12 protein-coding genes are annotated in these 14,017 nt (G+C 61.2%); all 12 read left to right on the top strand.

Translation table 11 applies throughout. The annotated features are described in order from the left end of the window. Positions 1 to 33 precede the first annotated feature (33 nt). The 12 genes from ACPEES_RS07720 to ACPEES_RS07665 all read left to right on the top strand — a co-directional run bounded on the left by ACPEES_RS07720 (position 34) and on the right by ACPEES_RS07665 (position 13,790). Positions 34 to 1,170 carry an ABC transporter ATP-binding protein gene (locus ACPEES_RS07720; RefSeq protein ID WP_435102739.1) on the top strand — a complete coding sequence of 379 codons (1,137 nt, stop codon included), beginning with the start codon at positions 34 to 36 and terminating at the stop codon, positions 1,168 to 1,170. A gap of 11 nt (positions 1,171 to 1,181) precedes the next feature. After that, positions 1,182 to 2,105: an ABC transporter permease gene (locus tag ACPEES_RS07715; protein ID WP_435102737.1), complete on the top strand. Its 924-nt coding sequence runs from the start codon at positions 1,182 to 1,184 to the stop codon at positions 2,103 to 2,105. After that, the gene (locus ACPEES_RS07710; RefSeq protein ID WP_435102735.1) at positions 2,102 to 2,905 is read left to right on the top strand and encodes an ABC transporter permease; all 804 of its coding nucleotides are present in this window, start codon (positions 2,102 to 2,104) and stop codon (positions 2,903 to 2,905) included. Before ACPEES_RS07715 ends, ACPEES_RS07710 begins: the two co-directional genes overlap by 4 nt. Before the next feature lie 50 nt (positions 2,906 to 2,955). After that, on the top strand, positions 2,956 to 4,029 hold the full coding sequence (locus ACPEES_RS07705; protein ID WP_435102733.1) for an ABC transporter substrate-binding protein: 1,074 nt from the start codon (positions 2,956 to 2,958) through the stop codon (positions 4,027 to 4,029). A 77-nt stretch (positions 4,030 to 4,106) separates the two neighbouring features. Then, positions 4,107 to 5,471 (top strand): glutamine synthetase family protein, encoded by a 1,365-nt coding sequence (locus ACPEES_RS07700; RefSeq protein WP_435102731.1) that lies wholly within the window; start codon positions 4,107 to 4,109, stop codon positions 5,469 to 5,471. 537 nt (positions 5,472 to 6,008) lie between these two features. Next, complete coding sequence (locus ACPEES_RS07695) at positions 6,009 to 6,170, top strand: hypothetical protein (protein ID WP_435102729.1); 162 nt, start codon at positions 6,009 to 6,011, stop codon at positions 6,168 to 6,170. Between the two features lie 880 nt (positions 6,171 to 7,050). After that, positions 7,051 to 8,397, top strand: a complete 1,347-nt coding sequence (locus ACPEES_RS07690; RefSeq protein ID WP_435102727.1) for a TolC family outer membrane protein — start codon at positions 7,051 to 7,053, stop codon at positions 8,395 to 8,397. Continuing rightward, positions 8,394 to 9,641 carry an HlyD family secretion protein gene (locus ACPEES_RS07685; RefSeq protein WP_435102725.1) on the top strand — a complete coding sequence of 416 codons (1,248 nt, stop codon included), beginning with the start codon at positions 8,394 to 8,396 and terminating at the stop codon, positions 9,639 to 9,641. Before ACPEES_RS07690 ends, ACPEES_RS07685 begins: the two co-directional genes overlap by 4 nt. Next, positions 9,642 to 11,762, top strand: a complete 2,121-nt coding sequence (locus ACPEES_RS07680; RefSeq protein ID WP_435102723.1) for a peptidase domain-containing ABC transporter — start codon at positions 9,642 to 9,644, stop codon at positions 11,760 to 11,762. It begins immediately after the preceding gene. Then, complete coding sequence (locus tag ACPEES_RS07675; protein WP_435102721.1) at positions 11,740 to 12,690, top strand: ATP-grasp domain-containing protein; 951 nt, start codon at positions 11,740 to 11,742, stop codon at positions 12,688 to 12,690. The genes ACPEES_RS07680 and ACPEES_RS07675 overlap by 23 nt, the downstream gene beginning before the upstream one ends. A 49-nt stretch (positions 12,691 to 12,739) precedes the next feature. Next, positions 12,740 to 12,964 carry a hypothetical protein gene (locus tag ACPEES_RS07670; protein ID WP_435102719.1) on the top strand — a complete coding sequence of 75 codons (225 nt, stop codon included), beginning with the start codon at positions 12,740 to 12,742 and terminating at the stop codon, positions 12,962 to 12,964. Positions 12,965 to 13,043: 79 nt separating this feature from the next. Next, positions 13,044 to 13,790, top strand: coding sequence for a LuxR C-terminal-related transcriptional regulator (locus ACPEES_RS07665; protein ID WP_435102717.1), 747 nt, complete (start codon positions 13,044 to 13,046; stop codon positions 13,788 to 13,790). Positions 13,791 to 14,017: the final 227 nt, after the last annotated feature.

Here is a 14,017-nt window from a genome sequence, read left to right as displayed (position 1 = left end):
AGACTTCGCACACGCGAGGAGGAGAGAATGCCCATGACTGCGGAAGCCACCTTCACCGGCGCCCGATCGGGTGCGGCGGACGCGCACGAGCGCGCCGCGGCACCCGCGGCAACCGGCGCCGGAGCCCGTTCCGCCTCGTCCATCACCCTGCGTGGGCTGACCAAGGCTTTCGGCCCGGAAGTGATCGCCCTCGACGCCGTGGACCTGGACGTCGAGGCCGGCGAGTTCTTCACATTGCTCGGCCCATCGGGCTGCGGCAAGACCACGCTGCTACGTATCCTCGCCGGGCTGGAACGCCCCAACGCGGGGGAGCTGAAAATCGGCGAGAAGCCGGTCACCGCCATCCCGCCTCACAAGCGCAGCGTCAACACCGTCTTCCAGTCCTACGCGCTGTTTCCCCACCTCAACGTGCGCGAGAACATCGCCTTCGGCCTGCGCATGCGCGGTGTGGACAAGAAACAGGCGCAGCGCAAGGTCGAGGAGACCGCAGCATTCATCAAGATCGGCGAGCTGCTCGACCGGCGCATCGACCAGCTCTCCGGCGGTCAGCGCCAGCGCATAGCCCTCGCCCGGGCGCTCATCAACGAGCCGGACGTGCTGTTGCTCGACGAGCCGCTGTCGGCGCTGGATGCGGGTCTGCGCAGCGAGCTGCAGGTGGAGCTGCTGCGCACCCAGAAGCGCCTGGGCATGACCTTCGTATTCGTCACCCATGACCAGCAGGAGGCCATGGTGATGAGCGACCGCATCGCCGTGTTGAACGGGGGCCGCATTCAGCAGGTGGGGCCGCCGCAAACGGTTTACGAGCACCCGGAGAACCTGTTCGTGGCCCGCTTCATGGGCCACACCAACCTCTTCGCGGTGCGCGACCGGGGCGAGGGCTCTCTCACCACCGATCTCGGCACCCTCCAGGGCAACTTCGGCGACGGCGGCCACGCGCTCATCCGCCCGGAAACCCTGGAGCTCATTGCCGGCCACGAACCGGGGCCCAATCGTCTCGCCGCCCGTGTCGACGAGCGTCTCTACCGGGGCAGTGTCGCCGAGTACCGCCTCGCCTGCGGCGAAACGCAGATCACCGCCACCTGCAACAACCGCGGTCAGGCGCTGTTCGACGTGGGGGAGCCCGTCACGCTCGAGATCGCGCCCGAGGGCGTGGTAACGCTCGACGACTGAGGGTCGCTGCCATGCAGATCGCCGCCACTCCACAACCGGCCGCCGCACCACGCCTGGGCCGCGACACCTGGCACCTGCTCGCCACCATCGCCCCCGGCATCGTCTGGATCGTGGTTTTCCTGGTGCTGCCCAGCGCTTACCTCATGGGCATCGCCTTCATGACCAACGGCGCCTACGGCCTGCCGCAGATGCCCCTGACCACCCAGGCGTTCCACGAGCTCGCCGGCTTCGGCTTCCTCGGATGGAGCCCGGGGAATCTCTACACCCTGCTGCGCTCGGTCTGGCAGACCACGCTCGCCACTTCGCTGGTGATCGCCATCGCCTATCCGGTGGCCTATTACATCACCACCCGCCCGGCACACGTACGCCCCCTGATGCTGCTGGCCGTGGTGGTGCCGTCTTGGACCAACCAGGTGATCCGCGCGGTGGGCTGGATGAACATCCTCGCGCCCAATACGCCCGTGTCCAACCTGGCCGCCGCCGTGGGTTTCGCCGACCCGCAGATGGGGCTCTTCCCGTCGCAGTTCGCCGTGGTGGTGGGGCTGGTCTACAACTTCCTGCCGTTCATGGTGCTGCCGCTGTACGCGGCATTCGAGAAGCTCGACATGGCTCAGGTGGAAGCGGCACGGGATCTCTTCGCCAACCCGGTGCGCGCATTCATTCACGCGGTGCTGCCGCAGACGCTGCCGGGCCTGATGGCCGGTACCGTACTGGTCTCGATTCCCGCCTTCGGCATGTACGTCATCCCCGAGCTACTCGGCGGCGGCAAGGCCATGATGCTCGGCAACCTCGTCGCCCGCCAGTTCTCCGAGGCCGCCAACTGGCCCCTCGGCGCCGCGGGCGCGATGATCATGATCGCCGCCACCCTGGCCGGACTGCAGGTATTGCGTCGCGTCGGGCGCCGACTCGGCGGCGACCAGGAGGTGGTACTGTGAAACGCACGGGATTCCAGCGCGGGCTCGGGGTGTTCTGGTACCTGACGCTCGCCTTCCTCTATGCCCCGCTCGCGGTAGTGGTGCTGTTCTCCTTCAACGAGGCCAACTCGGCGGCGCGGCTCACCGAATTCTCGCTGAAATGGTACCAGCGGCTATTCAGCAACGACGTGATCATCGCGGCGTTCCAGAACAGTCTGGTACTGGCAGTCGCCTCATCGACGCTGGCGACGGTGCTCGGCACGCTCGTTGGCTACGGCATGTACAAGTACCGCCACCTCCGGCTCAACTGGCTGATCTGGTTCATCTATCTGCCCATCGTGATGCCGGACATCGTCTACGGCATCTCGGAGATGACCTTCTTCGTCTCCCTGCACCAGGCCTTCGGCATCCTCGAGCCGGGACTGGGAACGATGATCATCGCCCACGTCACCTTCCAGGTGCCGTTCGTGGCGCTACTGGTCTACTCCCGCCTGGTGGGGCTCGATCCGCAGCTCTTCGAGGCCTGCAACGACCTCTACGCCAACCCCATCCAGCGCGCACGCTACTTCATCGTGCCGGTGCTGCGCCCGGCCATCATCTCGGCGTTCTTCCTGGCGTTCACCCTGTCCATCGACGACTTCGTGATCAGCTTCTTCACTGCCGGGCCGGAGAGCACCACGCTGCCGATCTACGTCTGGAGCGCGATCAAGAAAGGCATCACCCCCGAAGTCAACGCCATCGCCACGCTCATGATCGCCGCGGTATTCACCGCCGCCGTGATCAGCTTCGCCATCCAGCGGGCGCGGCCGGTGCGCGGATGAGCCGCGAAAACGACTCTTTCAGAACGACGACCCACGAGGAGAGAGCAGCCATGTCACATTCGAAACGCACAGCCCTGATCGCCGCCGCGGTCGCCGGTCTGGCCGCCGCCGGCGCAGCGCACGCACAAGAGGCGGACACGCTGTACCTGTTCAACTGGTCGCAGTACATGGACCCGGCGATCATCGAGGCATTCGAGAAGGAGCACGGTGTCGAAGTCGTCGAGAACTACTTCAATTCCAACGGCGAGATGTTCGCCAAGCTGCGCGCCGGCGGCAGTAGTCAGTACGACGTCGTGGTGCCGTCCAACTACTTCATTCCGCGGCTGATCGAGACCGGTCTGCTGCAGCCGCTCGACCACGAGCAGATACCCAACATCGACAACCTCATGCCCAAGTTCCGCGACCCGAGCTACGATCCGGGCAACGAATACACCGTGGCGTACCAATGGGGCACCACGGGCATCGTCTACAACAAGGAGACGCTGGGCGAGGCCCCGAAGAGCTGGTCGGTGCTCTTCGACCCCGAGTTCAACGGCGAGCAGCCGTTCGCGCTACAGACCGACGGCCAGGTGGTCTTCGGCGCCGCCTGCGCCTACCTGGGCCACGGCTACGACTGCACCGGCCGCGACGAGCTCAAAAGCGCCGCCAAACTCGTGCTGGATACCAAGCGCCGGGACAACTTCTCCGGCTTCATCCAGGGTACGCCCGTCCTCCAGCAGATCGCCCGTGGATCGGTCCATGCCGGCATGACCTACAACGGCGACTACATCTTCTACAAGAGCGAGGATCCGGAAGCCTACGAGAACATCGGGTTCATGCTGCCCGAGGAAGGTACCGAGCTGTGGGTGGACAACATGGTCATTCCCAAGGAAGCCCCACACCCGGAGCTCGCGCATGCATTCATCAACTTCATGCTGAGCGCGGAAATGGGCGCGAAGCTCTCCAACTACACCTACTACTCCAGCCCCAACGAAGCGGCGGTGGAGAAGCTCGATCCGATCCTCCAGAAGCCGCCGGTCACGCCGACGCCGGAGCAGATGGACACACTCGCGTTCACCCCGAGCCTCAAGGGTGACGATCTCAAGTTCAGTCAACAGCTCTGGACGGAAGTCCAGTCCCGCTGATCGAAGGGGCGCCCGCTGGTCCGCGGGCGCCCGATCGCCAACCACCACAATGGACCAAGCAGGGTCCCAGGTGATTTATGTGTGCCGCGACGAGCGATGACTCGCTAACCGACTGGTTCAACCGCAACGGGATTACCGAGGTCGAGTGCCTGCTGCCCGACATCACGGGCACGCCCAAGGGCAAGATCCTGCCCGCGCTCAAGTACCTCAAGGGCGGCCGCCCCCGGCTGCCGGACTCCATCTTCATCCAGACCGCCACGGGCGACTATCCCGACGACGAGGACCGGGTCTGGAACCCCATCGAGATGGACATGGAGCTGGTCGCCGACCCGGCGACGTGCCGCCTGGTGCCCTGGGCCCACGAGCCCACCGCGCAGCTCATCCACGACTGCTACTACCTGAACGGCGATCCGGTGGAGTGCTGCCCGCGCTACGTGTTGAAACGCGTGCTGGATCTCTACGCGGCACGCGGCTGGCGCCCGGTGGTGGCCCCGGAGATGGAATTCTACCTGGTCCAGACCAATACCGACCCGGACTACCCCCTGGAGCCCCCGGTGGGCCGCTCCGGCCGGCGCGAGATCGGCCATCAGGCCTACAGCATCGACGCGGTCAACGAGTTCGACCCGCTGTTCGAGCAGATGTACGACTACTGCGAGGTCCAGGAGCTCGACATCGATACCCTCATCCACGAAGAGGGTTCCGGGCAGATGGAGATCAACTTCCAGCACGGGGACGCGCTGGATCTCGCCGATCAGGTCTTCTACTTCAAGCGCTCCCTGCGCGAGGTGGCCCTGGCCCACGGCATGTACGCCACATTCATGGCCAAGCCCATGGAAAACGAGCCGGGCAGTGCCATGCACCTGCACCAGAGCATCCGTGATGTGCGCACCGGCGAGAACGTCTTCGCCGGCAGCGACGGCCAGCCGAGCGCGCTATTCCGCCACTTCATCGGCGGCCTGCAGTGCTACCTGCCCCACGCGCTCGCGCTGTTCGCCCCCAACGTGAACAGCTACCGGCGGCTGCTGCCCAACATCACCAACACCTCCGCGCCGATCAACACCGAATGGGGCTACGACAACCGCACCGTGGGCCTGCGGGTACCCCATTCCGACCCCGCGGGCACTCGGGTGGAGAACCGCCTCGCCGGCGCGGACGTGAACCCCTACCTGTTGATGGCGACCTCCCTCGCCTGCGGCTACCTGGGCATGGTCCAGCAACTCGAGCCGCGCCCGCCGCTGCGCGACTCCGCCTACCGCGTCGGCCACCACCTGCCGGCGGACCTGGGCCGCGCCCTGGACGCGCTTGAGCGTTGCGAGGAAATCGCCGAGCTCCTCGGCGATCACTTCACCCGCACCTACCTCTCGGTCAAGCGCACCGAGCACCTCGCCTACGCCCGGGTGATCAGCTCCTGGGAGCGGGAATACCTGTTGCTGCGAGTTTAAAAAATCCGTAGCGGGACCCCTTACTACTAGGGTAATTGAGTATAGTTTCGGCAGCTCCGCCCCGCTGATAGGCCGCGGGGCGGGCGCCGGGGTCTCCGGTTGGAATGGTAGTCGCCAAACCAAGCCAGTCTGACCGGGAGAACACCCGATGACCGCTCGCACTAAGCGGCTACAAGCACAAGCGCTCGCCGCTGCGACTCCCCGAGGAGCTCGTCAACGTTTCCCGGGCCTGCAAGATGATGGGCTATCACCACGACAACTTTACGAGGTGCGCCTCGCCTTCCAGATCGGCGGTGAGGTCGCGCTGCCCGAGGAGAAGCGCGGACCGTGCAACTCACTCCGGCATCGCGTCGCCTCGCAGGTCGCAGGTCGCAGGACGAATCCTGGCGCTGTCGCTGGAGCAACCCACCTACCGCCGCACCCGAATCGCCAACGAGCGGCGTACCAACGAATAGCTGCGCGATATGCCACCCATCGCGTGTCTGTCCCGACAGCCCGAGGGCTCCAAAAACCGGTGATTGACAGGGAAAGCTACACATGGATCTCACCGAGGTCAGCCAGGCGCAGCTCAACGACATCGCCCGATTGCTCAATCAGCGACTGCGCAAAACATTCGGCTGGCACGCGTCTGAGGAGGCAATGGTCCAAGAGCTCAATCGATTCATCAAAAAGACGTTGCACTTGATTTTTAAACTCTAGCAAGCCTATTTCAAAGCGTCCCTCTGGCGATAATCGCACTGAACCAAGGTCATTTAAAATGACCGCAAAATCTTCCGGACAACGCAGGGCTACAGGTCAGAAAAAACAAAGAGACGTACTCACGAGACCCGTTATCCAGACGTAGAGCTATAAATAGCGGCAAAAACCCCCATAATTATTGAGATACAAACAAAGAAAAAGAACATATTACTCTTATGCTCCCCCTGCGACTCCACCCACCCAAAAAACCAAAAGACGCCCACAAACACCAACGTGGCAACCAAAACCAGCAAGAGATACATTTTCATCCCGATCAACCAACTACTGAACGTAAGCGCCCCTTCAAAAAGGGGCGCTTAAAAAGATTGATTCATCAACCTCGTTCATCAATCCATAATCCATGCCCAATTGCGTAGCCTCCTCCGAATGAGAATAGCGTCGCGCCGGTCGCGCCCACCCAACCGACAGGCGTTCCAGCGATCGCGACACCAAGCCCCACGGATCCAAGACCCGCTCCAACGGCTCCCCAATCCACACCGCCACTAACTCGCTCCACTTCCTGCATGTCCAATTCACGCATGCTGGTTTCTCCTTGGTCCAAATCGTTCAACATCCAAAGACTGTTGCTCCTGCGACCGGTCGAACAGCAGCGCGATGACCGTAGATCAGACTTCCAAGCGTGGACAACTGTCACGTGTGACAGGTTTTGCGAATGAGATGCATTACTGTGACATCAATCACAACACTCTCAACCCTTCTTTATCCCCTATTGAATATCGCCTATCCGCAAACCTACAGTCCGTCGCCCGACAAGCACGAGGCTTTCACTGGCTAGATATTGCGACTGTCACGGACGACGAAGGTTATGGAAAGGAACACCATGACCGTCGTGCTGGGCACGCTTGCTCTCCTGTGCAGCGGCACCAGCATGGCGAAAGCAGCTAACACACCGGACTTGTTGACTGTCTACCAGCTTGCCCTGGAGCACGCCCCGGAACTGCAGGCCGCCCGTGAACGGCTTCGGGCGGAAAGGCAGGTACTTGCCCGGTCACGCTCTAGGTTGCTGCCTTCCCTAACGGTTTCCGCCGAGTATGCCCGGCTGGAACAGCGTTCGGAGGGGGTTACAGGTGTCGTTCCCGCCTCGGACGAGCACTTTCCTCGCGAGATCTACCAGGCGACGCTGTCACAACCGCTGTTCAATCTGGAAAGCTGGTACGCATACCGGGCCGGAAAGGCTGAGGCCAGAAGCGCGGAAGCGCGGTTCCGGCAGACGCTGCAGCGCTTCCGGCTACGCGTGGTCGAGGCCTATTTCGAGGCCCTGCGCGCCCAAAGCCAGCGCCTGACGCGGGAAGCTGAGCTGAAGGCCGCCAGGCGCCAGCGGGAACGGATTGAAAGGGAGCTGGACGCCGGCACCGCCTCCCTCCTGGAAGTCCAGGAAATCAAGGCAGAGACCAAGCGGGTCGAGGTTTCGCTTATCCGGTCAGAAGAGCGGGTCGACCAGCGCCTGCGGAAGTTGGAATCAATGGCTGGCAAGCCCTTGCCACGTATCCAAGCCTTGCTTCCTTCCGCCCTCCCGTCGTTGGATGACAGCTTCCCTTTGTCACAATGGCTCAATCGCGCACAAGCGACCAACCCCAGGTTACGAAAGGTTCGTCGAGCACGCCAAGCGGCACGAGAAGAAGCCTCGGCCGCACAATCCGCGCGCTATCCGCGGCTCTCCCTCGACCTGAGCTATCAGCACGATGCGGCCAGCGCCGCCGATGCCGGCATACGCGGCGGTGACCAACTCGCAACCAATACAGCCACCATCGGCGTGCAACTGGAAATGCCACTGTACTCGGGTGGTCGCCTCGTCGCCGACCGGCGTGAGGCATCGCACCGTTATGGCCAGGCCAAAGGCAGGCACCGGCAGGTACGCCAGGACGTATTCAACGGCATAAAGACACAGTTCCACGCCGTACGGATTCAACAACGGGCCATAACCGCGGCTGAGGAAGCGGTGTCCGCACAGGAGTTGGCGGTTACCACGGCGGAAAAGGGCTATCGGGCAGGGGTCCGCGACCTCGTGGATGTGGTCCGCGCCCGCCGGGAGCACTTTGCGGCGATAGAAACACTCAACGACGCCCGCTTTGACCTGATCCTCGCCCTGGCCCGCCTACACCGCCTGGGCGGATCGCTCGACGAAGACCGGATGAAAGCCTTCAACCGCTGGGTGGGGAAGAGATGAACCAGCCCTTGTTTCGTGAAGAAGCCCTCAACCACCAGCGGGAGCGGCTCTGGGGTGATGTGATTCTCACCCAGCCACTGTCAATGGCTATGGTAACGATAGCTATAGTTTTGACGCTCGTTGCATTGGTGGCCTACCTGGTCCTGGGCACCTACACCCGCAAGGAAACCGTACAAGGCTATTTGGTGCCGGAAGCGGGTCTGGTACAGGTTCATCCGGCCCAGGCCGGCACCGTTTCCAGACTGCACGTGCAGTCCGGGGACGCCGTCGAGCAAGGGGATGTGCTCGTTGACGTGGAGACGGATCGTTCGCTGGGCAATGGCGATGCCGTCAATGCTCTGCTGATCGATTTGCTCGAGCAACAAGAGACGTTGCTGCAACAGCGCATCGAGCGCCAATATACCCGCAAAGCGCGGCGCAAAGATCATCTAGAGAGCCGCATTGCCAATAGTAAGGCAGAAATCGCCCAATTGGAGAGTCAGAAAGAACTTCAACACGAGCGGCTGGCATTAGCGCGTGACCAGTATGAATCGCTACGCGAGCTCCATGAAGAGCAACTCATTTCCGAGAACCGTTACCAGGAGCATTACCAGCGTTACCTGGATGAACGCCAGAAGCTGCAACAATTGGATAAGTCCCTGATCTCCGAACGGGCCAGCCTTCAGTCCGCGGAGTTTGAATTGGCCTCCCTCGGCCCGGAGACCGCGGAAGAGATCGACCGGCTCAAGGCCAAGATTGCACGCCTGGACCAGCAGTCCGTGCAATACAAAGGGGAGCGGTCCTACTCCATCGAAGCGCCCATTTCTGGCCGTATTACGTCATTGCAGATCGCCCCGGGACAGAATATCGGCCCAAGGCGGCCCGTGCTGGCGATCCTGCCCAAAGACGAGCAACTGCAAGCGGAACTCCTCGTTCCGACCCGGGCCATTGGTTTCGTAGAAACCGGTCTGGACGTCGAAATGCGGTATGACGCTTTCCCCTATGAGCGGTTCGGCGTCTACGACAGCCACATCGAACGCGTCGCCAAAACGGTGCTATCACCCCGGGAAGTGTCCGCGCCCCTCGAAGTCCGCGAGCCCGTATACCGGGCCACTGCGAGCCTCAACCGTCAGGATGTGCTCGCCTACGGACAGAATCTTCCCCTGCAATCCGGAATGACGTTCGAGGCCGACATCCTGCTGGACGAACGCCCGCTCTATCAATGGATTCTGAAACCCCTGTACGCGCTTGAGGGAGCCCTCTAGATGCAGTCTCCCGTTTCGCTCCTTCAGTTCTCCAGCCGCCGGCGGCTTCCGGTGATCCTGCAGACCGAGATGGCCGAATGCGGGCTGGCCTGCCTGGCGATGGTCGCAGGCTTCCACGGGCACCGGTATGACTTGGTCACCCTGCGCCGCCACTACCCCATCTCCCTCAAGGGCGCCACCCTGAAGAGCCTGATGGAAACGGCCGACGCCATGAAGTTGGCTCCCAGGGCACTGCGGGTAGAGCTCGAACAGCTCAAGGACGTCAAGACGCCGGCGGTGCTGCACTGGGATATGAACCATTTCGTCGTATTGAAGGACGTCGGGCGCCAGGGCATCAGCATCCACGATCCGGCGCGGGGGCGCCGAGACCTGGATTGGGAGACGGTTTCCAAGCACTTTACCGGCGTGGTGCTGGAGCTAATGCCGGCAGCCGGCTTCGAGCAGAAGGACGAACGCCAGTCCATGGGACTGTCGGATTTCTGGGACCGCATTACGGGCTTCAAGCGGGCGCTGATCCAGATCCTGGTGCTGTCCTTCGCGTTGCAGGTCTTCGCCCTGGGCAGCCCCTTCTACATGCAACTCGTGGTGGACGAGGCACTGGTCAGTCACGACGAAAACCTCCTGGCGGTCCTGGCGCTCGGATTTTTGATGTTGGTGCTGATCGAGGTGACCACCCGGGCTTTCCGATCGTATGTGATTCTGGTGATCGGTAATACCCTCAACATCCAGATGGCGAACAACCTGTTCCGTCATTTGATACGCCTGCCACTGAGTTACTTCGAAACCCGGCATATTGGCGACACCGTTTCCCGGTTCAATTCGATCGATCAAGTCAAGGAACTACTTACCACCGGTTTCGTGGAGGCCATTGTGGATGGACTCATGTCCATTCTCTTGGTGGTGTTGCTTTTTCTCTACAGCCCCTTGCTCGCGACAATCGTACTCGGGGTGGTGGCCGCTTTTCTGGCATTCCGGTTAGCGCTGTTCCGCCCTTTCCGCAACCTTACGGAAGAAACCATCGTCGCCGGTGCTTCCGAGCAATCCAACTTCATGGAGACCGTCCGGGGAATTCAGAGTATCAAGCTGTTCGGCAAGGAGGTGGACCGACAGACGCTTTGGCAAAACCGCTATGCGGACGTGATCAACACCGGTATCCGGCTGGGGAAGTTTCGGATCGGTTTCGATACGGTCAATGGTTTGCTGTTCGGCCTGGAAAACATTGCCGTCATTTATCTGGGAGCCAGCCAGGTGCTGGAAAATTCCCTCACGGTGGGCATGCTCTACGCCTTCGTATCCTACAAGCGCCAGTTTACGGAAAAGGCCAACGCCCTGATCGAAAAGGCCATGGAATTCAAGATGATCAGGCTGCATCTGACCCGTATCGCGGATATTGCGAAGACACCCTCCGAAAAGACCCTGGACGCCAGCCCCGCGGAGAACGGCCCGCCCCTCTCAGGAAACTTGGAAGTGTCACAGGTGTGCTACCGCTACTCCCCCAACGATCCGGACCTTTTCCGTGATCTCAGCCTTCGCGTGGAATCCGGTGAAGCGGTGGCCCTGGTCGGACCTTCGGGATGCGGCAAGACCACCTTCATGAAGATCATGCTGGGATTGCTGCCACCCAACAGCGGCCAGGTTTCGGTGGACGGGATGGAACTCGAACGCCTGGGCCTGCGCCATTACCGCAGCCAGATAGCGGCGGTGATGCAGGAGGACCAGCTGATGTCCGGCGCCATCGCCGACAACATCAGCTTCTTCGATCCGCAGGCGGACCAGGCCTGGATCGAGCGCTGCGCTCAACTGGCCTGCATTCACCACGACATCGCCGCCATGCCCATGGGATATAACAGCCTTGTTGGCGATATGGGCACAACGCTGTCCGGCGGCCAGAAACAACGGCTGCTGATCGCCCGGGCCCTTTACCGCCAGCCCCGGCTGCTCTTTCTCGACGAAGCCACGAGTCACCTGGACCCGCAAACCGAGCAGCAGGTGAACCACCATCTGCGCCAGCTCAACATCACCCGAATCCTCATCGCTCACCGGGAAACGACCATCCAGATGGCCGACCGCGTGGTCGCGCTGCAAGGAGGCCAGCTTCATGAACTACGTCGGGCGTCGTAATAACGATCAACGTCCCCGGGTTCTGATTCTGGGCGACCAACAGTGTGAGCACGTCCAGGCCGTCGCCCATGCGCTGGAAAATTTACGGGCGCAGCCGGTCATTTTTGACAGCCGGCGCTTCCCGGCGGAGGCAACCATTAGCTACGACCCTCAAGGCGAAATCAGCCTGTCGTTGTCGGGCTGCAGATACCGAATGTCCGATTTCCGCAGCGTGTACTGGCGGAGCTATCTAGGCGTCGATCCCGTCAAGATCGGCGACAACGCAGTCGACCGGGTCAGCCAGAGGGACAGTCAGAGTTTACTGGAGTCGCTGCTACACGCGGAAGGGCCCGCCTGGTTCAACGGCTATGAAGCCTGGGCCATGCACCGAATCAAGCCGGTGCAATTCCGCCACGTTGCGCAACTCGGTATTCCTACGCCCCGAACCTTGATGACCAATGACCCTGAAACGGCAACCACATTTTCTGCCACGTGCAAACCGCTCATCCACAAACCGGTGTTTGGCGGTTCCCGAACCCGGAAGGTTACGGACGAACTCATGGACAGGGATCGCTTGACACGCGTTTTCCGATCTAGCCCGGTCACATTGCAACAGTGTGTGGAAGGCACCAATCTGCGAACGTTCGTAATCGGTGAAAGCGTCTTTTCGGTGGAGATTGAAGCGACGACGCTCGACTTTCGCGCAGATCCCACCCACCGACTCATTTGGCGAAACACGCCGGAGCAGATCGCGCAGTGGTCACGCCAGATCTGTCACCGGCTACACATGCGCTGGACCGCCATCGATTGGCGGATCGACGAAAAAGGAAAACTCTATTTTCTGGAAGCAAACCCCAGCCCCATGTTCGTGGGGCTTTCCAGGAAAGTCGGGCTCGATGTCGCCGACCATTTGGCCAGGGCCATGGTCGACGCAGAGCCCACGGGGTAATCGGGCCAATTCGCCCGCAACGACCACGACATCGAAAAAGGAGGAAACGATGTCCCATATTTTCGGATTGGATCAGGAGTTGTCCGAACGTGAAATCGAGCAAGTCAGTGGCGGACGTCTCGGATTTACTGCCGCCTGGGCGTCGTCATTTTATACCACGTTTGCCGTCGGAGAAGAGGGCGGTGGCGAACTGACAACGACGGTCATGGGTGAGGGCAGTGGCGAAGCCACCCTGACCACAATGGCCATGAGTGAGAAAGGCGCCTCTTCCTAGCCCCCAAGCCGCCCCGCGGCGACTTCCCTCGGGGCGGCGTACACGACACCCAGACATCGCGTTCCAAGGAGATGGATGGATGTTAACCACAACGCAATGGCGTGCAGCTCAACAGATCGTAGCGGAAGCGGCTCGAGAGGGTATCGGTGGCGATATGAGCCGACTCGTCGGACACATCCATTCGATGGTCGAGTTCGAACGGTTCAAGATCTACAGCTGGGACGTGGCCGTCGGAGACAGCCTGCAGCCTGATGACCTCTCGTGCGTGTGTATCCGTCCGGAGGGCTGGGGCGACTTCCATATCGATCCGGTGCAGCACCTTTCAATCGGCGATCTCGAACACCTCAAGACGGTTTACGAGGCCGACTCGCTCATTGACGATATCAGACATTGTGAGACGGCAACGGCCTATGGCGTATCACGACAATACCAGCGAATGCTTGGAGCTTGCCGGGAAGCGTGGCCGGACCAGAACATGGCCCGCGAGCTTCTTCTGGTGTTCGAGACATTGAGCCGGCAGTTTACCGAGGAGCTCCGTTATCTTACCGAATGCACCTTGCCAGCCATTGCCACCTGTGTTCAAAAACATTTTTTGGATATAGGGCGACATCTTGGCCACATGTATCCCAACCTCACGACCCGGGAAAAACAGGTTCTCAGGTTAGCCGCCTGCAGCACCAGCGCACTGTCTATCTCCGATTCTCTGGGTATATCGAAAAGGACGGTGCATTTCCACCTTCAAAACATCTACAAAAAAATAGGCGTCCGTCGCCGGCACGAAGCCATCATTTGCGCTCAGAAATCCGGATTTTTCACAAACGAGTGACACACGATACGGAGAGCGAACCGGGCAAGCGGTTACATGTCGGGGTCCGGGTAATCAGCTCCTGGGCAATAATACCTTCTGCTGCGAGTGTGAGACAGCGAGGGCCGGAGTATCCGACCTCCGTTCAAAACCAACGCCCACACCTCGGAAAACTTACCTGGCGGTAATTGTCATGCAATGGCGCGCCGCGTATCGCGGTCGTCGACGTATGCGACAACGCATTCTGG

Source organism: Arhodomonas sp. AD133, assembly GCF_051195215.1.
Taxonomy (GTDB): Bacteria; Pseudomonadota; Gammaproteobacteria; order Nitrococcales; family Nitrococcaceae; genus Arhodomonas.
Note: the sequence above shows the minus strand (reverse complement) of the source record. Positions and strands in the feature narration are given on the sequence as shown.